At 65.8% G+C, this 24,566-nt stretch carries 24 protein-coding genes; 10 read left to right on the top strand and 14 right to left on the bottom strand.

Annotation, left to right across the window (positions count from 1 at the left end; all coding sequences use genetic code 11):
• Nucleotides 1-286: 286 nt before the first annotated feature.
• Entirely contained in the window at nucleotides 287-571 is a 285-nt protein-coding gene (locus AC1DN9_RS20280) for a hypothetical protein (RefSeq protein ID WP_478103240.1), read from the top strand.
• A gap of 16 nt (nucleotides 572-587) precedes the next feature.
• On the opposite strand, the gene AC1DN9_RS20275 is transcribed toward AC1DN9_RS20280, so the two are convergent.
• The 9 genes from AC1DN9_RS20275 to AC1DN9_RS20235 all read right to left on the bottom strand — a co-directional run bounded on the left by AC1DN9_RS20275 (nucleotide 588) and on the right by AC1DN9_RS20235 (nucleotide 9,689).
• A complete protein-coding gene (locus AC1DN9_RS20275; protein ID WP_478103239.1) occupies nucleotides 588-1,289 on the bottom strand; it encodes an ABC transporter ATP-binding protein in 702 nt (233 codons plus the stop codon).
• A 1-nt stretch (nucleotide 1,290) separates the two neighbouring features.
• Nucleotides 1,291-2,037, bottom strand: coding sequence for an ABC transporter ATP-binding protein (locus AC1DN9_RS20270; RefSeq protein WP_478103237.1), 747 nt, complete (start codon nucleotides 2,035-2,037; stop codon nucleotides 1,291-1,293).
• Between the two features lie 82 nt (nucleotides 2,038-2,119).
• Entirely contained in the window at nucleotides 2,120-3,076 is a 957-nt protein-coding gene (locus AC1DN9_RS20265) for a branched-chain amino acid ABC transporter permease (RefSeq protein WP_478103236.1), read from the bottom strand.
• A 1-nt stretch (nucleotide 3,077) separates the two neighbouring features.
• Complete coding sequence (locus AC1DN9_RS20260; RefSeq protein WP_478103235.1) at nucleotides 3,078-3,950, bottom strand: branched-chain amino acid ABC transporter permease; 873 nt, start codon at nucleotides 3,948-3,950, stop codon at nucleotides 3,078-3,080.
• Between the two features lie 26 nt (nucleotides 3,951-3,976).
• A complete protein-coding gene (locus AC1DN9_RS20255; protein ID WP_478103233.1) occupies nucleotides 3,977-5,143 on the bottom strand; it encodes an ABC transporter substrate-binding protein in 1,167 nt (388 codons plus the stop codon).
• A gap of 117 nt (nucleotides 5,144-5,260) precedes the next feature.
• Nucleotides 5,261-6,076 carry an alpha/beta fold hydrolase gene (locus AC1DN9_RS20250; RefSeq protein ID WP_478103232.1) on the bottom strand — a complete coding sequence of 272 codons (816 nt, stop codon included), beginning with the start codon at nucleotides 6,074-6,076 and terminating at the stop codon, nucleotides 5,261-5,263.
• Nucleotides 6,073-7,623, bottom strand: coding sequence for a benzoate-CoA ligase family protein (locus AC1DN9_RS20245; protein WP_478103231.1), 1,551 nt, complete (start codon nucleotides 7,621-7,623; stop codon nucleotides 6,073-6,075). Before AC1DN9_RS20245 ends, AC1DN9_RS20250 begins: the two co-directional genes overlap by 4 nt.
• Nucleotides 7,624-7,674: 51 nt before the next feature.
• On the bottom strand, nucleotides 7,675-9,228 hold the full coding sequence (locus AC1DN9_RS20240; RefSeq protein ID WP_478103230.1) for a 3,4-dehydroadipyl-CoA semialdehyde dehydrogenase: 1,554 nt from the start codon (nucleotides 9,226-9,228) through the stop codon (nucleotides 7,675-7,677).
• Nucleotides 9,225-9,689 carry a 4-hydroxylaminobenzoate lyase gene (locus AC1DN9_RS20235; protein ID WP_478103228.1) on the bottom strand — a complete coding sequence of 155 codons (465 nt, stop codon included), beginning with the start codon at nucleotides 9,687-9,689 and terminating at the stop codon, nucleotides 9,225-9,227. Before AC1DN9_RS20235 ends, AC1DN9_RS20240 begins: the two co-directional genes overlap by 4 nt.
• 164 nt (nucleotides 9,690-9,853) lie before the next feature.
• On the opposite strand from AC1DN9_RS20235, the gene AC1DN9_RS20230 reads away from it, so the two are divergent.
• The 6 genes from AC1DN9_RS20230 to AC1DN9_RS20205 all read left to right on the top strand — a co-directional run bounded on the left by AC1DN9_RS20230 (nucleotide 9,854) and on the right by AC1DN9_RS20205 (nucleotide 16,406).
• Entirely contained in the window at nucleotides 9,854-10,786 is a 933-nt protein-coding gene (locus AC1DN9_RS20230) for a helix-turn-helix transcriptional regulator (protein ID WP_478103227.1), read from the top strand.
• Between the two features lie 137 nt (nucleotides 10,787-10,923).
• Nucleotides 10,924-12,594 carry a 2,3-epoxybenzoyl-CoA dihydrolase gene (gene boxC, locus AC1DN9_RS20225; protein WP_478103226.1) on the top strand — a complete coding sequence of 557 codons (1,671 nt, stop codon included), beginning with the start codon at nucleotides 10,924-10,926 and terminating at the stop codon, nucleotides 12,592-12,594.
• Between the two features lie 43 nt (nucleotides 12,595-12,637).
• Nucleotides 12,638-14,065 carry a benzoyl-CoA 2,3-epoxidase subunit BoxB gene (gene boxB, locus AC1DN9_RS20220; protein WP_478103224.1) on the top strand — a complete coding sequence of 476 codons (1,428 nt, stop codon included), beginning with the start codon at nucleotides 12,638-12,640 and terminating at the stop codon, nucleotides 14,063-14,065.
• Nucleotides 14,066-14,099: 34 nt separating this feature from the next.
• Nucleotides 14,100-15,374, top strand: coding sequence for a benzoyl-CoA 2,3-epoxidase subunit BoxA (gene boxA, locus AC1DN9_RS20215; protein WP_478103223.1), 1,275 nt, complete (start codon nucleotides 14,100-14,102; stop codon nucleotides 15,372-15,374).
• A 2-nt stretch (nucleotides 15,375-15,376) separates the two neighbouring features.
• Entirely contained in the window at nucleotides 15,377-15,811 is a 435-nt protein-coding gene (locus tag AC1DN9_RS20210; RefSeq protein WP_478103222.1) for a MaoC family dehydratase, read from the top strand.
• 142 nt (nucleotides 15,812-15,953) lie between these two features.
• Nucleotides 15,954-16,406, top strand: coding sequence for a hypothetical protein (locus AC1DN9_RS20205; RefSeq protein WP_478103221.1), 453 nt, complete (start codon nucleotides 15,954-15,956; stop codon nucleotides 16,404-16,406).
• Nucleotides 16,407-16,449: 43 nt separating this feature from the next.
• On the opposite strand, the gene AC1DN9_RS20200 is transcribed toward AC1DN9_RS20205, so the two are convergent.
• A complete protein-coding gene (locus AC1DN9_RS20200; protein ID WP_478103219.1) occupies nucleotides 16,450-17,268 on the bottom strand; it encodes a class I SAM-dependent methyltransferase in 819 nt (272 codons plus the stop codon).
• A 232-nt stretch (nucleotides 17,269-17,500) separates the two neighbouring features.
• Here AC1DN9_RS20200 and AC1DN9_RS20195 point away from each other — a divergent pair, with 232 nt between their 5' ends.
• Nucleotides 17,501-18,442 carry a hypothetical protein gene (locus AC1DN9_RS20195; protein ID WP_478103370.1) on the top strand — a complete coding sequence of 314 codons (942 nt, stop codon included), beginning with the start codon at nucleotides 17,501-17,503 and terminating at the stop codon, nucleotides 18,440-18,442.
• Between the two features lie 18 nt (nucleotides 18,443-18,460).
• On the opposite strand, the gene AC1DN9_RS20190 is transcribed toward AC1DN9_RS20195, so the two are convergent.
• From AC1DN9_RS20190 to AC1DN9_RS20180, 3 genes are all read right to left on the bottom strand, one after another.
• Nucleotides 18,461-18,583: a hypothetical protein gene (locus tag AC1DN9_RS20190; RefSeq protein WP_478103218.1), complete on the bottom strand. Its 123-nt coding sequence runs from the start codon at nucleotides 18,581-18,583 to the stop codon at nucleotides 18,461-18,463.
• Between the two features lie 76 nt (nucleotides 18,584-18,659).
• Nucleotides 18,660-19,700 carry an MBL fold metallo-hydrolase gene (locus AC1DN9_RS20185; RefSeq protein WP_478103217.1) on the bottom strand — a complete coding sequence of 347 codons (1,041 nt, stop codon included), beginning with the start codon at nucleotides 19,698-19,700 and terminating at the stop codon, nucleotides 18,660-18,662.
• Between the two features lie 19 nt (nucleotides 19,701-19,719).
• Nucleotides 19,720-20,379, bottom strand: a complete 660-nt coding sequence (locus AC1DN9_RS20180; protein ID WP_478103215.1) for a peroxiredoxin — start codon at nucleotides 20,377-20,379, stop codon at nucleotides 19,720-19,722.
• A gap of 176 nt (nucleotides 20,380-20,555) precedes the next feature.
• Between AC1DN9_RS20180 and AC1DN9_RS20175 the strand changes: the two genes are divergently transcribed.
• Together AC1DN9_RS20175 and AC1DN9_RS20170 are read left to right on the top strand one after the other, a co-directional pair.
• Nucleotides 20,556-22,577, top strand: coding sequence for an acetoacetate--CoA ligase (locus tag AC1DN9_RS20175; protein WP_478103214.1), 2,022 nt, complete (start codon nucleotides 20,556-20,558; stop codon nucleotides 22,575-22,577).
• Nucleotides 22,574-23,557, top strand: coding sequence for a tripartite tricarboxylate transporter substrate binding protein (locus tag AC1DN9_RS20170; RefSeq protein ID WP_478103212.1), 984 nt, complete (start codon nucleotides 22,574-22,576; stop codon nucleotides 23,555-23,557). The genes AC1DN9_RS20175 and AC1DN9_RS20170 overlap by 4 nt, the downstream gene beginning before the upstream one ends.
• A 16-nt stretch (nucleotides 23,558-23,573) precedes the next feature.
• Here AC1DN9_RS20170 and AC1DN9_RS20165 read toward each other — a convergent pair whose 3' ends face one another.
• Nucleotides 23,574-24,446, bottom strand: a complete 873-nt coding sequence (locus AC1DN9_RS20165; protein WP_478103211.1) for an amidohydrolase family protein — start codon at nucleotides 24,444-24,446, stop codon at nucleotides 23,574-23,576.
• Nucleotides 24,447-24,566 lie beyond the last annotated feature (120 nt).

Below are 24,566 nucleotides of genomic sequence, written 5' to 3'. Positions count from 1 at the left end.
TCCTCGAGGACCGGGACACCGCCGACATGGCGCAGCAGTGTCTGCGGCAGGGGCATGCTTCGGATCAGAGGGCCGAAATTTTGGCACTCGGTGCAGGGAATCGCAATCGAGGCCCTATCTCGAAGGCGTTATGGCGCATGTCGCTCGTCAATCTTCCGAATGGGAGTCGCGACCGCGGCGACGTCCGGATATCTTTCACTCACCGTCATTGCGATGCAGTCATCCGAGTGCGCTCTGTCCGTTGCCTCTTGCATTCGAATGCCGGCCATGGAAAAGGGGGGTTGATATGCATCATCCATTCACGCTAATCCAAGCGGCGGTCGCGGCCTGCGTCGTGCTCGCCGCTTCAGGGTGCCACGAACACAGCAAGCAGTCGCTGGCGGCGGCGAAGACCGCGGTCCAGGCTGACGAAGCGAGGGTTGCGGGCGCGGTGAGATCGAAGGAAGCGGAAGCCAAGGACGCCGCCGAGCGGCTCGATGCCTACATCGGCGACAAGTTCTCGGATGCGGAAAAGGCGCTGGTTTCCAAGCCGAAGCCGCAGCAACCGGAGCCGGACGCGCCGACCTTCTGAGCGCGACTGCTTCGGCTCAAACGCCCAGCAGTTCTTCAAGCACAGCCGGCGAAGCCAACAGCTCCGCCGAAGCGCCGTGCCGCACGATGCGGCCTTTCTCCATCACCACGGCCTGGTCCGTGTGCGACAGCACCTTGCGCCAGTCGCGATCGACGATCAGCGTCGCGATGCCGGTGGCGCGGATGTCGCTGATCACGCGCCAGATCTCGGTCACGATCAGCGGCGCCAGGCCCTCGGTCGCTTCGTCGAGGATCATCAGGCGCGGATTCGTCATCAGCGCGCGGCCGATGGAGAGCATCTGCTGCTCGCCGCCGGACAGCTGCTGGCCGCCGTGCGAGAGCCGTTCGGTCAGGCGCGGGAACGTCGCCATCACGCGGTCGAAGGTCCAGTCGCGCCGACCGTCGATGCCGGGGCGCGCGGTCATCACGAGGTTTTCGCGCACCGACAGGTTGGGGAAGATGCCCCGGCCTTCGGGCACGTAGCCGATGCCGCGGCGCGCCATCTTTTCCGGCGCCCATGCCGTGACTTCCTGGCCGTCGAGCCGCACGTGGCCGGAGGCCGGACGCACGTAGCCCATCAGCGAGCGGATGAGCGTGGTCTTGCCCATGCCGTTGCGGCCCAGAAGGCCGACCGAGGTGGCGGCAGGGATCTCGACGTCGACGCCGCGAAGGATGTGGCTGTCGCCGTAGTAGGTGTTGAGGCCTTGGACTTGAAGCATTTCAGTGGTCCTCGCCTAAGTAAGCGACCCGAACCTCGGGGTTCGTGCGGATCGATGCCGGATCGCCTGTCGCAATCACCGTGCCGTTGACCATCACCGTGATGCGGTCGGCGATGCGGAACACCGCATCCATGTCGTGCTCGACGAGAAGAATTGCGTGCGAAATCTTGAGATTGCTCAGCAGCCCGAGCATGCGCTCCGTCTCCTCGGCGCCCATGCCGGCGAGTGGTTCGTCGAGCAGCAATACGCGCGGCTTGGTCGCGAGGCACATCGCGACTTCAAGCTGGCGCTTGGCGCCGTGGCTCAGCGTACCTGCGATGCGGTCAGCCACGGCGTCGAGGCCGGCGGCAGCCAGCGATTCACGGGCGGCGGCGTTGCTCTCGGTGCACTGCCGCGAAGACTGCCAGATCGCCCACGGTCGCGGCGTCGCGGCCTGCGCGGCGAGGCGGCAGTTCTCCAGCACAGTGAACTCCGGGAAGATCGTCGTGCGCTGGTAGCTGCGGCCCACGCCCGCCAGCGCGCGGCGGAACTGCGCGCGCTGCGTGATGTCCTCACCATCCAGCGAAATGCGGCCATCGGATGCGCTGATCTCGCCCGAGAGCATGTTGATCAGCGTGGACTTGCCCGCGCCGTTGGTGCCGATCACCGCGTGGACTTCGCCGCGGCGCAGGTCCAGCGTCACGGCATTGACGGCTACCAGCCCGCCGAAGCGGCGCGTGAGTGTTTCGACGGCGAGCAGGGTGCTCATACAAGCCCCCGCGCTCGGCACTTCGTGTCCTCGCTGCCCCCCGAGGGGGTGCGAGCTTGCTCGGGGCGGCCCGTCGCTGCGCTCATTGCACACCTCCCGGCGACGGCGACAGTCGCGACGCGATGCCGATGATGCCCTTGGGCAGCAAGGCGACGAAGGCGATGATGGCGAGGCCCAGCGTCAATTGCCAGTGGTCCGCGAGCGGACCGACCAGCGCCTGCGTCGATAGCAGCTCCTTCAGAAGCGTGAAGGCGACGGCGCCGATCACCGCGCCTCGCAAATGGCCGAGGCCGCCCAGGATGATCATCAGCAGCACCTCGCCCGAGTTGTGCCAGGCCAGCAATTCAGGATTGACGACGCCGTCGCGCGCCGCCACCAGGAATCCCGCCAGCCCCGCCAGCGCGCCCGCGATCACGAAGGCCGCGAGTTTGTAGCCGTAGACCGGAAAGCCCGCCGCGCGCATGCGCTGCTCGTTGACGCGGATGCCGGCCAGCGCCGCGCCGAAGCGCGAGCGCCGGATCAGCGCGAGGAAGCCGTAAGTGCCGACGAGCGCCGCCAGCACGAAGTAGAACTGCACGCGGCTGTTTTCCATGTCGAGTGCGCCGAGCGCAGGGCGGATGTACATGTAGATGCCATCGCTGCCGCCGCCGAGCGCCGTGTCGTGAAACACGAAGAAAGCCATCTGCGCGAAGGCCAGCGTCACCATGATGAAGTACACGCCGCGCGTGCGCAGGCTCAGCGCGCCGACGGCGAGCGCATAGGCGGCGGCCGAGCCCATCGCCAGCGGCAGCAGGAAGGCGATCGAGCCACCCTCCTTGCCCGAGCCGAGCACCGTCGCGTAAGCGCCGATGCCGTAAAAGGCCGCATGGCCGAGGCTCACGAGGCCGGTCATGCCGACGAGCAGTTCGAGGCTCAGCGCGAAGATCGAAAGGATCATCACCTTCACGATCAGGTCCGAGAGATAGGGGCTCAGCATCGGTCCGAGCACGGCCAGCGCGATGGCGCAGAGGAGCGGAACGAAATAAGAGAGGCGCTGCATGCTAGATCTTTCGTCCCATCAAACCCTCGGGGCGCCAGATGAGCACGATCGCCATCAGCACATACACGCCCATGCCGCTCAGCTCTGCGAAGAACACCTTGCCGAAGGTGTCGACGAAGCCCACCAGCAGCGACGCGACCAGTGCGCCGGTGATCGAGCCGATGCCGCCGATCACCACCACGACGAAGCAGATGATCAGGACGCTCGCGCCCATGCCCGGATAGACCGACGACATCGGCGCGGCGATCATGCCGGCCAGCGCAGCGAGTGCCACGCCGGCCGCGAAGACGATGCGATAGAGCCGGCGGATGTCGATGCCCAGCCCGCGCACCATGTCGCGGTTGCTGGCACCGGCGCGGATCATCATGCCCAGCCGCGTGCGGTTGACCACGAAGTACAGCCCGATCGCCAGTACCACGCACGCCGCCGAGGCGAAGAGCCGATACCAGGGATAGCTCATGAGATCGCCCAGCGCGAAGCTGCCGTCGAGCCATGGCGGCGCCTTCACGCCATGCACATCGTTGCCCACCAGCAGTGAGCGCAGTTCCTCGAAGACGAGGATCAGCCCGTAGGTCATCAGCACCTGCTGCAAGTGATCGCGCTGATAGAGGTAACTGAAGAAGGCCCACTCCAGCACGTAGCCGAACACCGCCGCAAGCACCACGCCCGCCAGAAGCATCACGATGAACTGGTCACCGAAGAGCGGCGACAGTGCGAACGCCATGTAGGCGCCCAGCATGTAGAAGCTGCCGTGGGCGAGGTTGATCACGCCCATGATGCCGAAGATCAGCGTCAGCCCGGAAGCCACCAGGAACAGCAGCAAGCCGTACTGCACGGAGTTCAGGCACTGAACAAGAAAGGTACCGAAGTCCATGCAGCGCGTCTTTCCTCAGGTCGTCTTCAGAGCTTGCAGCCGCGGGCGGGGTCGGCCAGGTTCTTGACGGCGATGTTCACGAGCTTGTTCTCGTTGCCTTCGACCTTGCGCAGGTAGATGTCCTGCACCGGGTTGTGCGCCTTGTTCATCGTGAAGGTGCCGCGGGGGCTGTCGATCTTGGCCTTCTCGATGGCAGACGCGAACTCGGCCTTCTTGGAGATGTCGCCCTTCACGGCAGTGAGGCCGACGGCGAGCATCTGCGCCGCGTCATAGCCCTGCACCGCATACACGTCGGGCTGCAGCTTGAAGGACTTGGCATAGGCGGTGCGGAAGCTGGTATCGCGCGGCGTGTTCAGGCCGTCGGCATAGTGCAGGGTGGTCTGCATGCCTTGGGCGGCATCGCCTTGCGCTTCGAGCGTGCCGTCGGTCAGGAAGCCGGGGCCGACAAGCGGGATGGTCTTGTTGAGCCCGGCCGCCGCGTAGTCCTTGACGAACTTGACCGCGCCGCCGCCCGCGAAGAACGCGTACACCACGTCCGGCTTGGCTGCGGCGATCTCGGTCAGCAGGGCCTGGAACTCGACGTTCGGGAAGGGCACGGTCAGCTGCTTCTCGACCTTGCCGCCGGCCTTTTCGAAACCTTCCTTGAAGCCCGCCACGGACTCGTCGCCGGCGGCGTACTTCCAGGTGATGGTCATCGCCTTCTTCTTGCCCTGCTTGCCGGCAACTTCGCCCATCGCGTAGGCCGGCTGCCAGTTCGAGAACGAGCTGCGGAAGATGTTCTGCGCGCACATCGGGCCCGTCACGGCGTCGGCGCCGGCATTGGGAATGATCAGCACGGTGCCGCTTTCCTTGGCGGCCTTGGCCATCGCCATCGCGACGCCGGAGTGCACGGTGCCGATGATCACGTCGACGTTGTCGCGCTTGATGAGCTTGTTGACGTTGTCCGTGGCCTTGGCCGGATCGGATTCATCGTCGACCTTCACGAACTCGATCTCGCGGCCGCCGAGCTTGCCGCCTTGCTCTTCGATGCGAAGCTTGAAGCCGTTTTCGATGGCCACGCCGAGCGCCGCGTACGTGCCGCTGTACGGAAGCATCATGCCCACCTTCAGCTTGCCCTGTTGGGCATATCCGAGCGTGGCGATACAGGCCAGCGCGAGGGCTGTCAGGGTGGTGCGTGCGATGCGGGTGCTCATGGATGACTCCTTGTTGAAATATTCAGATGGTTGTGGACCGGGCCGGTCCGATTTCCAGGGGGCATCCGCCGATGCTCGAGACGTCAATACTTTATAGGTAAACTATTCATCTCTCAATTAAGCGTTTTCCCTGGGTTTCCCCGAGTACTCATTCACGAAAGAAACGGTCGCAACTATCGCCGTTTCAGGTTGATCGCGATGCGGGGAATGCCCGCAGTCGGGGATCTCCACGAGCCTTGTTTGCGGCACGTGCTCGGCAATGCCGTGAATCTGGCGGAGGGTTCCGTACTCATCGTTGATTCCCTGGATAGCAAGAACCGGGCAACGGATGCCGTCGAGCTCTGCCTCGATGTTCCATTGGCGGAAGGGCGGATGCAGCCAGATGCGGTTCCAGCCCCAGAAGGCGGAGTCCACGTCGTCGTGGTAGCGGCCCAGCTTCTTCGGCAGGTCGGTTTCCAGGTAGGCCTGTCGGGCCAGTTCGATGTTGGCGACCGTCACGTCTTCGACCAGGATGTGCGGTGCCAGGACGACCAGGCCGGCCACTCGATCAGGAAAGCGCGCAGCGTACAGGAGCGAGATCGAGCCGCCGTCGCTATGCCCGAAAAGCCAGGGGCTTTCCGCGAGGCCGATGGCGTCGAAGAAGGCCGGCAGCACCTCGTGCGCCTGCCGGTGCATGAAGTCGACGTCCCATACTTCTTCGGGATCGCGCGGCGTCGATCGGCCGTAGCCGGGGCGCGAGAACACCAGCCCGCGAAAACCACCGGCCTCGCACAGGCGTTCGGGGAAGTCCTTCCACATCGAGATGGAGCCGAGGCCTTCGTGCAGGAAGACGAGCAGTGGCGCATCGGCGCGTTCCGGTGCGATGCGCACATATTCGATGCGCACGTCTTTTCCCCGCCAGCGGATGGCGGCGAATTCGGAGCCGGCGGTCACGCCTGCTGCTCCCGCTCGCGGAGGCGGAACCGCTGGATCTTTCCGGTCGCGGTCTTCGGCAGTTCGTCGACGAACTCGACGAAGCGCGGGTATTTGTACGGCGCGAGACGTTCCTTGACGAAGGCCTTCAGTTCGTCCTCCGATACCGATTGGCCGTCCTTGCACACGACATAAGCCTTGGTCTTGGTCAGCCCGTCGGCATCCTGCTTGCCGATCACCGCGGCTTCGAGCACGGCGGGATGGAGCATCAGCGTGGCCTCGACCTCGAAAGGCGAGACGTAGATGCCGCTGACCTTCAGCATGTCGTCGCTGCGTCCCGCGTAGGTGTAGTAGCCGTCGGCGTCGCACGAGTACTTGTCGCCGCTCTTGGTCCAGCCGTCGCGGAAGGTGTCGGCGCTCTTCTCGGGGTTGCCCCAGTACATGACCGCAGTGCTCGGGCCCTTGATATAGAGGTCTCCGACTTCGCCGACGGGCACGGGCTTGCCGTCCTCGCCGCGCAGTTCGATCGCGTAGCCTTCGACCGGCTTGCCGGTCGTGCCGTAGCGGATATCGCCGGGGCGGTTCGAGATAAAAATGTGCAGCATCTCCGTCGAACCGATGCCGTCGACGATCTCGCAGCCGAAGTGCTGCTTGAAGCGCTGCGCGATCTCGCCCGGCAGTGCTTCTCCGGCAGAGGAGCACATGCGCAGCGCGACAGCTTCGCGTGCAGGCAAGCGAGGCGAGGCCAGCATGCCGGCGAACCCGGTCGGCGCGCCGAAGAAGACGGTGGGTTTGTGGGCACCGGTCCAGCGCTTGAAGGTCGCGTCGGGCGTCGGCCGTTCGGCCATCAGCAGCACGGTGGCGCCGACCGACAGCGGGAAAGTCAGCGCGTTGCCCAGCCCGTAGGCGAAGTACATCTTCGCGGCAGAGAAGCACACGTCGCCCTCCGTAAGGCCCAGGACGGGTTTGCCATACAGCTCCGCCGTCCACCACGGATTGGCATGAGTGTGGACCGTGCCCTTGGGTTTGCCGGTCGAGCCGGAGGAGTAGAGCCAGAAGGCGTGGTCGCGCGGTGACGTGGCGGCAGGCGCGGCCAGCGGTTCGCGCGCTGCGATGGCGGAATCGAGGTTGTGCGCGCCGGCTGGCAACGGCCCGTCGGGTTGCGATACGAACAGCGTGCGAACTTCGCTCAGCCCCTTCGCCATGGCTTCCTGCAGCATCGGCAGCAAGGCGCCGGACACGAGCGCCGCCGTCGCACCGCTGTGGGCGAGCATGTAGGCGTAGTCGTCGGCGGTGAGCAGGGTGTTGACCGCGACCGGCACGATGCCGGCGTAGAGACATCCGAGGAAGCTCACCGGCCAGTCGCTGCTGTCGAGCATCAGCAGCAGAACCCGGTCTTCGCGGTGAACGCCCTCGGCAAGCAGCGCGGCGGCGAGGCGGCGGGCGCGGTCTTCCAGCTGGCCGTAGCCGAGCACGCCGCGATCGTCGACATAGGCGGTCTTCGGCGCCCGCCCGCGATTGAGTGCGAACAGGTGCTCGGCGAAGTTGAATGTATCGGGCAGGCTCATCGTTTGTCTCCTCAGTTCGTCGTCTTTCGTGATGCCGGCTGCGGGCTGCTGCTATTGCAGCCCGAGCTGCGCCAGCACGCCGGGGCTGGCCTGCACCGCGCTGCGCCGGTGATAGAAGTCCAGCGCGCGCAGGCCGCCAAGCTCGGCACCGCCGCCCGCGCGGCCGGGACCGCCGTGCAGCGACATCGGCATCACGTTGCCGTGGCCGGTCTGCGCCTGCGCGACTTCGGGCGTGATGACATGCACGCGGCCGTGGCTTGCAGCAAGCTGGACGGCCGCCTGGCCGAGCGCGGCGTCGTCAGCGCCGTACAGCGAGGTCACGAGCGAGCCCTGTCCGCGATGCGCGAGCGCAACGGCGTGATCGACATCGCGATAAGGCAGCAGCGTGGCGACCGGCCCGAAGACCTCCACGTCATGCACGCGGTCGGCCGCATCGGCGTCGCGCGCGCCGAGCAGCACCGGGCCGATGCAGGCCGCAACGGCAGGGTCGGCGTCGACCAGCGCCTTCTGGCTGCCGTCGTGCAGCACGTTGGCCTGCGTCTTGAGTGCTTCCAGACCCTCACGCACGGCGTTGAGCTGCGCACGGCTGACCAGCGAACCCATCCGCACGGTTTCGTTGCGCGGGTTGCCGACCGTGATCCCGGCGAGCTTGGCGCCGATCGCCTCGGCGGCGGCGTCGTAGACGGCGGTCGGCACCAGGATGCGCCGGATCGCCGTGCACTTCTGGCCCGACTTCACCGTCATTTCGCGGACCACTTCGCGCACGAGCAGGTTGAAGGCGTCGGAGCCCGGCGCCGCATCCGGCAGCAGCAGGGCGGAATTCAGGCTGTCGGCCTCGATGTTGACGCGCACCGAGCGCTGCGCGACGGCGGGATGCGAGCGGATCACCGCACCCGTCTCGGCCGAGCCGGTAAACGAGACCACGTCGAAGCTTTCGAGCTGGTCCATCAGCCCGGCCGAGCTCCCGCAGATCACCGACAGCGCGCCGGCCGGCAGCACGCCGGCTTCGACCACGTCGCGCACCATGCGCTGCGTCAGCCAGGCGGTCGAAGTCGCGGGCTTCACGATCACCGGCACGCCGGAGAGCAGGGCGGGCGCGGCCTTTTCCCAAAGGCCCCATGACGGGAAGTTGAACGCGTTGATAAATAGCGCCACGCCGTGCGTCGGTACTTGCAGATGCTGCGACTGGAACGCCGGCTCCTTGCCGAGCTTCACGGCATCGCCGTCACGCAGCGCGCGCACGTCGCCAAGCGCGTCGCCCCACTTGGCGTACTGGCCCAGCGTGAAGATGGCGCCGTCGATGTCGACTGCCGAATCGTTCTTCACCGTGCCTGAGTTCGCGGTGGCGATCTCGTCATAGCTGTCGCGGTTGGCCTGCAACACCTTCACGATGGCGGCCAGAAGGCCGGCGCGCTGGCGGTAGGTCAGCGCGCGGAGCGCCGCACCGCCTGTTTCACGTGCAAAGCGGAAGGCATCGGCCAAGTCGAGCCCGGTGGCGTCGACGCGCGCCAGTTCGGTCCCGAGCACCGGGTCGAACAGTTGCGTGCCGGCGCCGCTTCCGGCCTGCCATTTGCCGGCGACATAGTTAGCGAGAAGTTCTGTCATTTGGTGAACTGGATCTGCCCTTCAGGCAGGAGATAAAGGACCAGCGCGCGGCCTTGCGCAACGGTGGGGCGATGGGCGCTGCCCGCCGGATAGACGCACCAGCCGGCCGGACGGCCGTCGAAAGTCGCGTCGCCCTCCAGCGGCATGATCAAATCGATCTCGCCATTCGGATGCGTGTGATGCGGCCCGGCGATGTCCTGCATGTCGACCACGTCGACCGAGAAGCGGCTGAGCGCATCCTCGGCCTTGAAAACCCGCCCGTAGCGGATGCCGCCGCCTTCGCGGTCGCACAGGTAGCCCTCGGCGGCGCCGTCGATGCAGGCCTGCTTCAGGCTTTCGTAAGTGGGGCTGCCGGCTCCGTGATGGGTGTTGAGCCAGAGGTCGAGGTCCGCGTCGAGAGGGCGGCCGGCGATCTGTGTCGCCACGTCGGCGACGAGCTGGTGAAAGGCTTGCTTGGACATGGGCGTCTCTTGGTGCGTGGGGAACAAACTTGCGGCAATCGCTTGTGTGCAGTATCTTGCCTGTACACGAACCATAAGCATCGGACCCAAGGGTGTCAAGCAATATAGTGCATGAGCGGGTGTTAACCCTGAGCGCAGCCCATCAAGGACAGTGAAAGAGAGCCATGAACGAGCGAGCCGACGAAGCGGTGTTGAACGCGCCCACCGATGCGACCCCGCAGGGCGAGGAAGCCAAGAATCCGCTGCTGGTTGCCTTGGGCGAACGGGTGCGCAACCTGCGCGCACGCCGGGGGCTGACGCGCAAGGCCGTGGCGCAGGCGGCCAATGTGTCCGAGCGTCACCTGGCCAACCTGGAATACGGGATCGGCAACGCCTCCATCCTGGTGCTGCAGCAGGTGTCGACCGCCCTTCAGTGCTCGCTGGCCGAGCTGGTGGGCGACGTGACCACCACGTCGCCTGAGTGGCTGCTGATCCGCGAGCTTCTCGAACACCGCAGCGAGGCGGACCTGCGTCGCGCCCGTGTCGCGCTGGGTGAACTGCTCGGCACCGCCGCGGGTGATCCGGCCCGGTACCGCCGGATCGCGCTCGTCGGCCTGCGCGGCGCCGGCAAGTCCACGCTGGGGCAGATGCTTGCCGACGACCTCGATGTCCCGTTCATCGAACTGAGTCGCGAGATCGAGAAGTTCGCCGGCTGCAGCGTGCGCGAAATCCATGATCTCTACGGCACCAACGCCTATCGCCGCTACGAGCGCCGCGCCCTGGAAGAAACCGTCCAGATCTACAGCGAAGTGGTGATTGCCACGCCCGGCGGCATCGTCTCGGATCCCGCCACGTTCAACCAGCTCTTGGCCCACTGCACCACCGTCTGGCTGCAGGCCGCGCCCGAAGAGCACATGGGCCGCGTCGCCGCACAGGGCGACACCCGCCCGATGGCCGCCAGCAAGGAAGCCATGGACGACTTGCGGCGCATCCTGAGCGGCCGTGCGGCTTTCTATTCAAAGGCCGACCTGAGCGTGGACACGAGCGGGCACGACTTGGCAGAGAGTTTCAGCTTGCTGCGCGACACCGTGCGCGAATCCATGAGCCGCGAAGGCTGAGTCCACGCATCCGCGTTGCTGTAAAAAATTCATTCCAGGGTTGACTCGCGTCAAAACATGCAGCATGATGCATGTCATGGCGATAGGCAAATGCACTATTGTTCCTAGATGCCCTCGAAACCCCCAAGGAGACCGTCATGGCTGAAACCGCTGCTCACCCTGCCCGCGTGGACTACCGCACCGACCCCACGCAGTACCGTCACTGGAAACTGAGCGTCGAGGGTTCCGTGGCCCGCTTGTCGCTCGACATCGCGGAAGACGGCGGCATCCGTCCCGGCTACAAGCTCAAGCTGAACAGCTACGACCTGGGCGTGGACATCGAACTCCATGACGCGCTGAACCGCGTGCGTTTCGAGCACCCCGAAGTCCGTTCGGTCATCGTCACCAGCGCCAAGGACCGCATCTTCTGTTCGGGCGCCAACATCTTCATGCTGGGCGTGTCGAGCCATGCCTGGAAGGTGAACTTCTGCAAGTTCACCAACGAGACCCGCAACGGCATCGAGGACTCGTCGAAGCATTCCGGCCTCAAGTTCATCGCCGCCGTGAACGGCGCCTGCGCCGGCGGCGGCTACGAACTGGCCCTGGCCTGCGACGAGATCATCCTGGTCGACGACCGTTCTTCTTCCGTCTCGCTGCCCGAAGTGCCGCTGCTCGGCGTGCTGCCCGGCACCGGCGGCCTGACCCGCGTCACCGACAAGCGCCACGTGCGTCATGACCTCGCCGACATCTTCTGCACCAGCGTCGAAGGCGTGCGCGGCCAGCGTGCCGTCGAATGGCGTCTCGTCGACGCGATCGCCAAGCCCGTACAGTTCGGCGCCGCCGTGCAGGATCGCGCCGCCAAGCTCGCTGAAGCCAGCGACCGCCCAGCCAACGGCAAGGGCGTGAGCCTCACCCGCGTCGAGCGCGAAGACGGCCCCGACAGCCTGCGCTACGAACACGTCACCATCGAGATCGACCGCGCCCGCCGCACCGCCACCTTCACGGTCAAGGCACCGAAGGGTGCGCAACCCACCGACATCGCCGGCATCGAAGCCGCCGGCGTCAACTGGTGGCCGCTCGCGATGGCTCGCCAGCTGGACGACGCCATCCTCTGCATGCGCACCAACGAACTCGACATCGGCACCTGGCTGCTGAAGACCGAGGGCGACGCCCAGGCCGTGCTCGCCAGCGACGCCACGATGCTGGCCCACAAGGACCATTGGCTGGTGCGCGAAACCATCGGCGCGCTGCGCCGCACGCTGGCACGCCTCGACGTGTCGTCGCGCAGCCTCTTCGCGCTGATCGAGTCGGGCTCCTGCTTCGCCGGCACGCTGGCCGAGATCGCCTTCGCCGCCGACCGTGCCTACATGCTCGCGCTGCCCGACGATGCCGAGAAGGCTCCGAAGATCACGCTCAACGAATTCAACTTCGGCTTCTTCCCGCTGGTCAACGACCAGAGCCGACTGCAGCGCCGCTTCTACGAGGAGACCGCGCCGATGGAAGCCGCTCGTGCTGCTGCCGGCAAGCCGCTCGACGCCGACGCGGCCATGGCGCTCGGCCTCGTCACGATGGCGCCGGACGACATCGACTGGGACGACGAAATCCGCATCGCCATTGAAGAGCGCGTGGCCATGTCGCCCGACGCGCTCACCGGCCTCGAAGCCAACCTGCGCTTCGCGAGCCAGGAGAACATGTTCACCCGCATCTTCGGCCGGCTCACCGCCTGGCAGAACTGGATCTTCCAGCGTCCCAACGCCGTAGGCGAAAAGGGCGCATTGAAGGTCTATGGCACCGGCGAGAAGGCCGGCTTCGATTTGAACCGCGTCTGATGACACAGCGCACCCAGAGCCCGATCAACCCCAAGGAACAACGATGAGCACGATCAACTACAGCGAGAAGATCCCGAACAACGTCAACCTGAGCGAAGACCGTACGCTGCAGCGCGCGCTCGAAGGCTGGCAGCCGAACTTCATCAACTGGTGGGACGACGTCGGCCCGGATGGCTCGACCAATTACGAGGTCTACCTGCGCACGGCCGTGAGCGTCGACCCGCAAGGCTGGGCCCAGTTCGGCCACGTCAAGATGCGCGACTACCGCTGGGGCATCTTCCTGAACCCGGGCGACGCGAACCGCGAGATCCATTTCGGCGACAACAAGGGCGAGAAGGCCTGGCAGGACGTGCCCGGCGAACACCGTGCCAACCTGCGCCGCATCATCGTCACGCAAGGCGACACCGAGCCCGCATCGGTCGAACAGCAGCGCCACCTGGGCCTCACCGCGCCCAGCATGTACGACCTGCGCAACCTGTTCCAGATCAACGTCGAAGAGGGCCGCCACCTGTGGGCCATGGTCTACCTGCTGCACAAGCACTTCGGCCGTGACGGCCGCGAAGAAGCCGAGGCGCTGCTGCAGCGCCAGTCCGGCGACCAGGACAACCCGCGCATCCTCGGCGCCTTCAACGAGAAGACGCCCGACTGGCTCGCGTTCTTCATGTTCACGTACTTCACCGACCGCGACGGCAAGTTCCAGCTGTCGGCGCTGGCCGAGAGCGCCTTCGACCCGCTGGCGCGCACGACGAAGTTCATGCTGACTGAAGAAGCGCACCACATGTTCGTGGGTGAAAGCGGCGTGTCGCGCGTGCTGCAACGCACCGCGCAGGTCATGAACGAGCTGAAGACCGACGACCCGCAGAAGGTGCGCGCGGCAGGTGCCATCGATCTCGGCACCATCCAGCGTTACCTGAACTTCCACTACAGCGTCACCATCGACCTCTTCGGCGCCGACCAGTCGAGCAACGCCGCCACCTTCTACAGCTCCGGCCTCAAGGGCCGCTACGAAGAAGGCAAGCGCACCGACGACCACGTGCTCAAGGGCCAGACCTACAAGGTGCTCGAAGTCGTGAACGGCCAGCTCGTCGAGAAAGACGTGCCGATGCTCAACGCGCTCAACGAAGTGCTGCGCGACGACTTCATCAAGGACTCCGTGGCCGGCGTCGGCCGCTGGAACAAGGTGCTTGAGAAGGCCGGCATCCCGACCCGTCTCACCGTGCCGCACAAGGCCTTCAATCGCCAGATCGGCGCGCTTGCCGGCATCAAGATGTCGCCCGAAGGCCGCGTGGTGAACGAAGCCGAATGGAACGCCAAGAAGGGCGAATGGCTGCCGACGCCCGAAGACTTCGCTTTCGTGGCATCGTTGATGGGCCGCGTGGTCGACCCTGGCAAGTTCGCCGGTTGGATTGCCCCTCCCGTGATGGGCATCAACCGCCAACCCGTCGACTTCGAATACGTCAGGTTCGGCTGAAAGCGCACGCGCCGGGGGAGAGCAAGGAGACATCATGGACATGGCCGAAATCAACGTCATCAAGCAGCACTTGATCGACCCCGAGATCTGCATTCGGTGCAACACCTGCGAGGCGACTTGCCCGGTCAACGCCATCACGCACGACGACCGCAACTATGTGGTGCGCGCCGATGTGTGCAATGGCTGCATGGCCTGCATCTCGCCGTGCCCGACCGGGTCGATCGACAACTGGCGCACCATGCCCGTGGCCCGCGCCTACTCGATCGAAGAGCAGTTGACCTGGGACGAACTGCCCGCCGAACTCTCGCCCGAACAACTGGAAGCCGAAGGCGTCGCGTCGCCCGGCGAGGTGCAGATGCAGGTGCCAACGGCTTCGCCGCAGCCGCCTGCCGCGCCGGGCGAAGTGGCCTTCAACTCCGCGCAGTACGGTGCGACCGTGCCGCCGTGGTCGGCCGCGCATGCGTACACCAACCTCTTCCCGCCCAAGAGCCCGACCACCGCGACCGTTGTCGGCAATTTCAACTGCACCGAAGCCGGCTACGAGAACCAGACGCACCACATCGTGCTGGACTTCGGCACCATGCCCTTCCCGGTCCTCGAAGGCCAGTCGATCGCGATCATCCCGCCCGGTCTCGATGCCAACGGCAAGCCACACTTCGCGCGCCAGTACTCCATCGCAAGCCCGCGCAACGGCGAGCGGCCCGGCTACAACAACGTCTCGCTGACCGTGAAGCGCGTGCTGCAGGATCACCAGGGCAACCCGGTGCGCGGCGTGTGCAGCAACTTCGTGTGCGACCTCAAGGTCGGCGACAAGGTGCAGGTCATCGGCCCGTTCGGCAACTCTTTCCTGATGCCGAACCATCCGAAGTCGCACATCGTGATGATCTGCACCGGCACCGGCAGCGCGCCCATGCGCGCGATGACCGAATGGCGCCGCCGCCTGCGCAAGAGCGGCAAGTTCGAGGGCGGCAAGCTGATGCTGTTCTTCGGCGCGCGCACGCAACAGGAGTTGCCGTACTTCGGACCGCTGCAGACGCTGCCCAAGGATTTCATCGACATCAACTTCGCGTTCTCGCGCACACAAGGCCAGCCCAAGCGCTACGTGCAGGACATGATGCGCGAGCGCGCGGCGGATCTCGTCGAGCTTCTCAAGGACGGGCAAAGCCACTTCTACGTGTGCGGCCTGAAAAGCATGGAGGAGGGCGTGGTGCTCGCACTACGCGACGTGGCGACCGAAGCGGGCCTGGATTGGGACACCGTGGGCGCGAGCCTCAAGCGCGAGGGTCGACTGCACCTCGAAACGTACTGACGATGAAGTTCGCCGAGTTCCACGAAGGGCAGGTCATCGAGGCCGGGCCCTATCTCGTGACCGAGGCGGAGATCGTCCAGTTCGCGCGGGCCTATGACCCGCAGTGGTTTCACACCGATGCGAAGCAGTCCGCCGAGGGGCCGTTCGGCGGACTCATCGCGAGCGGCTGGCACACCAGCGCGATTGCGATGCGGCTTGTGACCGATGCCGCGCTGGTCGGCTCCGAATCCTTCGCGTCGCCCGGCCTCCAGTATCTCAAGTGGCCGAACCCGGTGCGGCCCGGCGACAGCCTGCGGCTGATCGCGGATGTGGTCGAGGTGCGCGTTTCCGAAAAGCGGCCGACGCTCGGCATCCTGCGCTGGCGCTGGCGCTTGTTCAATCAGCGCGAACTGCCGGTGCTTGACCTGGAAGCGACAAGCCTGTTTCGCCTCGCATAGGGGATGGCGGTGAAGTGCGCGAGAATGCTCCGCGCCGCATTCTTCGGATACGTCACAGAATGTCAGCGTGTCCACCGGCGTTGCCGGTAGAGCGTTTCATGCATCACCACAGGGCCATCGCCCCTTGTTCGGAGAATTCCCCTTGAGATTCCATGGCATCGCGTTCGTCAAATGGGCCTTGTCGGCCACCGTGGCGGTCGCTGCCCTTTCGGTTGCCGCTACTGCCAGTGCCGACGTGTCGATCGGCGTCGATGTGGGCGGGCCGACTTACTATCAGCCTCAGCCGGCGCCCGCCTATGTGGTCCCGGCGGAGCCGGCCTACGTGGCTCCGCCGCCGGTCTACTATCAACCCGCGCCACCGGTCTACTACCAGCGGCCGCCACCCGTCTACTATCCGGCGCCGGGGTACTACGCCCCGCCGCCGCCGGTCTACAGGCCTGCGCCCGGCTACGGATATGGTCACGGATATGCACCCGCACCCGCCGAGCGAAGGTTGAGCGACATGCAGCGGCGCGCGCTGGACAACTGCGCCTTGCTGGCGCCGCAAGAACGCCCCAGGTGTCGCGCGACGGTGATGTCGACCACCCGTTACTGACGTCTGACGTTCGCCGCGACAGCGTTGCGTAGATCAAGGGCGATCAGCCGGGCTTGACTGCAACCACCAGCACCGCCGGCATCGGGACCTCATAGCCGCCCGCCTTCCTGAAAGGCTCCAGCGCCGTCAGGATGGCCTCGTCGATCGCGTCCAGCGATTCAGCGCTTTGCCGCCGGAGCGTGCCACGCGTGCGCACCGTGCCGGTCTTGATCGTGCGCAGGATCTGCTCGCCCGTCGAAGGGCGCCACGTCTGCGGCACGCGGGTCACCACGCAATCCTTGAATCCCGCCGGTGCCAACGCCTTCTCGCAGGCCGAGGCATCGGCAAAGAAAAACATGTTGGGGCCGGCTGGCAAGCCCACGTCGAGCGAACCGTGCGTGCCGATCGCGCCGAGCACCGCGCCGAAGAGCTGGGTCTCGCCTGGTACGTCCCACACGGTGAATGCCAGGCGGCCGCCCTGCTTCAACACGCGAAAGGCCTCTGCAAAGAAGCGCTCGGGATCCGGAAAGTGGAGGACGCCGTAGTTGGCGACGACCGCGTCGAACGCGTCGGTCGCGAAAGGCAGGTTGCCGGCATCGCCTTCGACAAAGGTCGCGGCGGGATGGCGCTGCATGGCCATGCGCACCTGTTCGGCAGAGAAGTCGATGCCCGTCACCGTCGCGTGCCGCGCCAGCGCCGCACCGGCCACGTAGCCCGCACCCGATGCGACATCCAGCACGAGGCTGTCTTGTTTCACGTGTGCGCCGTCGAGCAGGGCGCCGATGGACTGGGTCGTGAGGCTCGACATCAGGTCGTCGTAGCTGGCGCACACGGTGGGGTCCGCCCAGCCGGCATGTTCGAAATCGCGGAACGATTCAGACATCTGTTTCCTCCTGCGAAGGGCGTGCGTGGAAGCCAAAAATGGTGCGCTGGACGGAAAGCGGTGTCAATGAACGAGCAGGGCCCTGCATCAGACATTTGGCTTACTGAAACTTTGCACAAGGTCGGTATGCTTTTGTGCCTTGAAGAAGAACAAACCTTCCGACAACCGGGCATCGAGATTCGGCGCGCGATCGTTTCGCGCGGCGTCCCTTCGACCATTCGTCGCTGCAGGCATCCTTGCCGCCACTTCGATCGCCGGCGCCCAGGAAGTGTCCCTGCTTGCCGGTCCTCTCGTCAGCGCGGGCGAGCATTCGTATTCCTGGGAAGGGAGCTACCGCGAGGGCCTCGGGCGCTATGCCGCCTGGAGCTTTTCGTGGCTCAACGAAGGCCACATTCCGTCTCACCATCGAGACGGTCAGGCGCTGCAGCTATGGGCGCGCCTGCCGCTGGCGGAGAACCGCCTCGAACTGTCGGCCGGTGCAGGCCCCTACCGCTATTTCGACACGGTCACCAGCCAGTACCTCCCGAGCTATGACAACGCCCATGGATGGGGCGCGGTCCTGAGCCTGCGACTTGCCTACTATTTCGACAACCGCTGGATCGGGGAGATGAAGCTCAACCGCGTGAAAACCAACGGCGGTCCGGACACGACCGCGCTGCTGTTCGGTATTGGCTATCAACTGGAGGCCCCGGACGGGCCGGGTCCGCGCGAGCGCCCCATCCCAAGAACGTCGAATGTCACCGGCGACGAATTGACCCTGATGGTCGGCGCGTCGATCCTGAACAGCGACCGGTCGGAGTCCTCGCCCGCCGCATCCCTGGAATATCGGCACGGGCTCGGCCGGTACTTCGACGTGAGCGCGTCCTTGCTGCATGAAGACGGCGAGGTCCAGTCCCGCCGCGACGGCGTCGCAGTCCAGCTCTGGGTCGCCAACGCCTTCTTCGACGACCGCTTCACCTTGTCCGCTGGCGTGGGCCCGTATGTCGCCATCACCCAAAAGAACCGGTCGCCCATCGATTCCACCGGCGACGGCCGTGTTTCAGGGCTCGTCTCCGTGTCGGCCAGCTACAGGATCAGCCGGAAGTGGCTGGCGCGCGTGACCTGGAATCGCTTTGCGACCCGGTACGACCGCGATGCCGACCTGATTCAGGCGGGGATCGGCGTTCAGTTCTAGCCGCTTCGGCGCCGCAGACTACAGGTAAGCCGCCACGCCTGCTGCCGCAGCCGCCTTGGGTGGCTGCGGCTTCGGCTCGCACCCGGCGAGCACAGTGATTGCGGCGCAGACGAAAACAAGCGTGAGGATTCGGTGTTTCATGTCGTCTCCTTCAAGCTTGGAATGTGGCCCCGCGGCCCGCGCGTGGATGTCAGCGCCCGGCTTACAAGCGTCCCGCTCAGGGTTCCTTGCCGGGCTTCAGCGGATAGCCGGCTTCGCGCCAGGCTTTCATGCCACCGTCGAGCGCGACGGCGCGCTGGAATCCCATCGCGCGAAGCGTGGCTGCCGCGAGCGTCGAGATGTAGCCCAACTCGCAGCACGTGATGATGCGGCGCGTGGGGTCCGGCAGATCCTGGTTCACGCGCAGTTCGAGTTGGCCGCGCGGCAGCAGTCGCGCGCCGGGGACGTGGCCGCCCTCGTAGGCATCGCGCTCGCGCACGTCGAGCACGATCAGGTCGTCCTCGACCGCCTCGACGCGCGACTTGAGTTCACCCAGCGACATGAAGGGCACGGCCGCGCTGGCCTCGGCCAACAGGCTCGCCACCGTCTTGCCGCCGCTCATGTTCGTGCGCAGCGCTTCGGTGATGTGCGTGGGCATCGTGAGGTTGAGGCTGCGCATCATCTCCACGAACTCGGCACGATCGCGCTTCTGCAGCCGTGGATTGCTGGCGATCTCGTCGCCGATGGTGGAGTGGCTGCGGCCCTTGTAGTCGTGCGCCGGGTAGACCTTGAGCGCGGGGTCGAGGTGCAGCAGGCGGTTGAAGAGGCTGTCATGCAGCGCCTCGGGGTTGCCGCTCGGCAGATCGGTACGCCCGGTGCCGCCGATCAGCAGTGTGTCGCCGGTGAAGACCCGGTCGTCAAGCTTCAGGCACATCGAGTCGGCCGTGTGGCCCGGCGTGTGGAGTGCCTGCAGCCGCAGCTTGCCGATGACGACCATCTCGCCGTCGCCGATGCGCATGTCGACGAAAGGCGCGGGGCTGGCGCGGTGCATCACGACGGGCACGCCCAACCGCCGCGCCAGTTCCTTGGTGGCGGAAAAGTGGTCGGCGTGCGTGTGCGTGTCGATGAGGTAGCGGATGCGCACGCCGTCGCGGCTGGCCAGCGCGAGGTAGTGGTCGATCTGGCTCAGCTCCGGATCGACGAGCGCCCCCACGCAGGTGTCGCCGCAGCCGATCAGGTAGGACTGGCAGCCGCCGGTGGGGACTTGCTCGAAGATCATGCGGGGACCGCCGCGCGGATCAGCCCGGCTGCTTGACCACGCGCAGGTAGGGCTTCGGTGCCTTCCAGCCTTCCGGGAAGAGCTTCTTGGCGTCTTCGTCGGAAACGGACCCGGAGATGATCACATCCTCGCCGTTCTTCCAGTTGACCGGCGTCGCGACCTTGTGTGCGGCGGTGAGCTGCATCGAGTCGAGCACTCGCAGGATCTCGTCGAAGTTGCGGCCGGTGGTCATCGGGTAGGTCAGCATCAGCTTGATGCGCTTGTCGGGGCCGATGATGAAGACCGAGCGCACCGTCGCGTTGGTGGCCGCGGTGCGGCCTTCGGAGGTGCCGGGCTCCTCGGCGGGCAGCATGTTGTAGAGCTTGGCCACGGCGAGGTCGGTGTCGCCGATCATCGGGTACTTGGGCAGGTAGCCCTGGGTCTCCTCGATGTCCTTGGCCCAGCGATCGTGCGCATCGACCGGATCGATGCTCAGGCCGATCAGCTTGGCGTTGCGCTTGGTGAATTCGGGCTCGATCTTCGCCATATAGCCAAGTTCGGTGGTGCACACGGGCGTGAAGTCCTTCGGGTGCGAGAACAGGACCGCCCATTTGTCGCCGATCCAGTCGTGGAACTTGATCGGGCCCTGGGTGGTGTTCGCCGTGAAATCGGGTGTGACGTCGTTGATGCGCAGTGACATGTCCGCTCCTTCAAAAATCGGTGGTTCTGGATCACCCAAAAGTACACCACGAACCGGTGACACAGACAAGGCATCCAACCCTGCGCCCCCTGCGCCCCGTTCCCCGGCAGGGTCGACGCGAGCCTCTGTGCTTACCCGCATTGAAGGACCGGGGCAGGGCGCGATAGGCTCGACGGGTGAACCCGACCACACCCGCACCCTTCATTCCCCAGATCCGCCTCTACCAGGATTGGCTGCGCGACCGGCGCGGACTTTCATTCGAGTCCTACGACGCGCTGTGGCGCTGGTCGGTCACCGACCCTCCGGCGTTCTGGCAGAGCATCTGGGACTTCTTCGGCATGCACTCGCCGACGCCCGCGAGCAGCGTGGTCACCGATACGCACATGCCCGGCACACGCTGGTTCCCTGGTGCACAGGTGAACTACACGCGCGAAGTGTTTCGCCACGTCGACGCGGCGCACGCCGCCGGCATGCCGGCGATCATCAGCGACAACGAACTCGGCGAAGTCCGCGAGATGTCGTGGCCCGAACTGCGCCGGCAGATCGCCGCCTTCGCACTGGCACTGCGCGAACTCGGCGTGGAACGCGGCGACCGCGTGGCGGCCTATATGCCCAACGTGCCCGAGACGCTCGTCGCATTTCTCGCCTGCTCGAGCATCGGCGCCGTGTGGAGCGTCTGCGCGCCGGACATGGGCATGGTCGCGGTGGTCGACCGGTTCCGGCAGATCGAGCCGAAGGTGTTGATCGCCGTCGACGGCATCCACTACGGCGGCAAGCCGCTGGACCGCAGCGCCGTGGTGCAGGAATTGCGCGCCGCGCTGCCGAGCGTGCGCAAGCTGGTGCTGGTGCGCACGCCTTTCGCGGCGACGCAGATTCCGGCCGAAGCCGAATGGACCAGCGCGACGGCACGCCACGATGCCGCGACCGCCGCCTTCGAGCCCGAATGGCTGCCCTTCGACCATCCGGTGTGGATCGTCTATTCGAGCGGCACCACCGGCCTGCCGAAGCCCATCGTGCACGGCCAGGGCGGAATCATCGTCAACATGTACGCCTGCGGCCTGCACCACGACCTGGGGCCGAGCTACGGCGCCAACAACCACGGCGAGCGCTACCACTGGTACAGCTCGACCGGCTGGGTGATGTGGAACTCGCAACTCTCCGGGCTCGCTTTCGGCGCGACCATCTGCATCTACGACGGCAATCCGGCGGGCAGCCGGGAGAAGATCGACTGGGGCGTGCTGTGGCGCTTCGTCGCGCGGCACAAGGTGACCTTCTTCGGGGCAGGCGCGGCGTACTTCACCAACTGCATGAAGGCCGGCTTGGTCGCGAAGCAATGCGGCGATCTCTCGCGCGTGCGCGCGCTCGGCAGCACCGGCTCGCCGCTGCCCGAAGAGGTGCAACGCTGGGGCACGGCGCAAGTGCTTGCGGCAGGTTCGCCGGCCGTGTGGTGGTACAACATTTCGGGCGGCACCGACTTCTGCGGCGCCTTCGTTGGCGGCAACCGCGAACTGCCGGAAATACCGGGCCAGATGCAATGCCGCTTCCTCGGTGCTGCAGTCGAAGCGTGGAACGGATCGGGCCAACCGGTGATCGGCGAAGTCGGCGAACTGGTGTGCATCCAGCCGATTCCATCGATGCCGCTGTACTTCTGGGGCGACGAAGGCAACGCGCGCTACCTGTCGAGCTACTTCGACACCTACCCCGGCGTCTGGCGCCACGGCGACTGGATCAGGATCGGCGAAGACGGCGGCTGCATCATCTACGGCCGCAGCGACGCCACCATCAATCGCCAGGGCCTGCGCATGGGCACCAGCGAGATATACACCGCGGTCGAAGGCCTGCCCGAGGTGCTCGATTCGATGGTGGTCGACCTCGAATACCTCGGCCGGGAAAGCTACATGCCGCTGTTCGTCGTGCTGCGCGAAGGCGTCGCGCTCGACGACGCGATGCGCGCGAAGATCGACAACGCCATCAAGACCTCGCTGTCGCCGCGCTTCGTGCCCAACGACATCTTTCAGGTCGCGGAGATTCCGCGCACGCTGTCCGGCAAGAAGCAGGAGCTGCCGATCAAGAAATTGCTGCTGGGCCAGCCTGTCGAGCGCGTCGTGAACCGGGAGGCGATGGCCAATCCCGGCAGCCTCGACTGGTATGTGGCATTTGCTGCGCGCCATGCGCAGGCGCGCAATGCCGCGGCATGAAAAAGCGCACGGCTCTCAACATCGCCCGGCGTTCAGCGCTCCTCCAGGCTGCATTGGCCCTCTGTGCAGGTGCGAACGCGCAACCATCGAGCGCAAAACCGATCCGCCTCGTGGTGCCCTTCGGCGCAGGCGGCGTCGCCGACCTGACCGCGCGCACCGTCGCGCAGAAGATGTCGGAGTCCATCGGGCAAAGCATCATCGTGGACAACAAGCCCGGAGCAGGGGGCGTGGTCGCTTCCGACACCGTGGCCAAGGCGCCGGCGGACGGCCTCACCGTGCTGCTGATGTCCAACGCCAATGCCGTCAGCGTAGGGCTGTTCAAGCAACTGCCCTTCGACACGGTCAAGGATTTCGCGCCGGTCTCGACGCTCGGCTACTTCGACGTCGCCCTCGTCGCTGCCGCGGACTCGAAGTTCAAGACGATGCAGGAACTGCTGGCCTATGCGAAGGCGCACCCGGGCACTGTCAACATCGGCACGATCAACGTCGGCAGCACGCAGCACCTGGCCGCCGAGCTGCTCAAGCGCAGCACCGGCATCGATGCGCTGGTGGTTCCCTTCAATGGTTCACCGGCCATGATCACGGCGCTACGCGGAGGGCAGATCGACGCAGGCGTAGAGATCCTCGCGCCCATCCTCGGTCAGATCAGCGGGAAGTCGCTGCGTCCGATCGCGGTCATGGGCGCGAAGCGCTCGTTCGCGCTGCCCGACACGCCGACCGTCGCGGAGAGCGGCGTGCCCAATTTCAATGTCGCCTCGTGGAACGCATTCGCGGTGCCAGCCAAGACGCCACCGGCCGTCATTGCAAGGCTCAACAAGGAAGTCAATGCGGCACTGGCCACGCCGGAGGTCAAGGAGCGTCTGCGCCAGATCGGCGTCGAAGCGCAGGGCAGCACGCCGCGGCAACAGGCGGATTTGCTCAGGGACGAGATTCAGCGTTGGTCCGAGGTGATCCGCCAAGCGGGTATTCCGCAGCAGTAACAGGGCGGCGGCGGGTTCAGGCCCAGTAGAGCCGCATCGGGTTGTCCACCAGCAGCTTGCGCTGAAGCTCCGCCGTCGGCGCGATGCGGGGAATCATGTCGACCAGCGTTCCGTCATCGGGCATGTGCGTCTTGAGGTTGGGATGCGGCCAATCGGTGCCCCAAAGCACGCGGTCGGGAAAGGTCTCGACCAGCCGCCGCGCGAACGGAACCACGTCGTCATAGGTCGGCGGACCGGACTGCGAGATGCGCTCCGGACAACTCACCTTCGACCAGATGTTCGGATGCTCTCGCAGCAATCGGACGAAACGTTCGAACTGCGGCCCGTCGACCGGTTGGGTGACATCGGGGCGGCCCATGTGGTCGACCACCACGATCGTCGGCAGGCGGGTGAAGAAGTCCCACAGCTCGGGCAGGTTCTGTGCCTCGAAGTACACGACCACATGCCAACCCAGCGGCGCGATGCGCTCGGCGGTGCGCATCAGCACCTCCGGCGGCGTGAAGTCCGCGAGGCGCTTGAGGAAGTTGAAGCGCACGCCGCGCACGCCGGCCTCATGCAGAAGGCGGATTTCAGCGTCGCTCACCTCCGCCGCGACCGAAGCCACGCCGCGCGCGCGGCCGTTCGAATGCGCGATGGCGTCGACCAGCGCGCGGTTGTCGTTCCCATGGCAGGTGGCCTGCACGATCACGTTGCGCTCGAAGCCCAGCAGATCGCGCAGTGCGAAGAGCTGGTCCTTCGAGGCGTCGCAGGGCGTGTACTTGCGCTCCGGCGCGTAGGGGAACTGCGCGCCTGGCCCGAAGACGTGGCAGTGCGCATCGACCGCGCCGGGCGGCGGCGCAAAACGCGGCTTCGACGGGTTGGGGTGAAAACGGAGCCAGTCTTTGTCCATTAGGGTCTGTTCACACTACTTCCGGGGATCGCGTTGCCGTGCAAAGGGGCTGGATGCAAGGCGCCCGCGCGCAGCAAGGCTGTGGCCTTGCAAGCGTGGGCAACGCCGCAGACGGCCCCT

It is taken from the genome of Variovorax sp. 05L425, assembly GCF_056397705.1.
The sequence above is the reverse complement of the archived record's forward strand: the minus strand, read 5'-3'. Positions and strand labels throughout refer to the sequence as shown.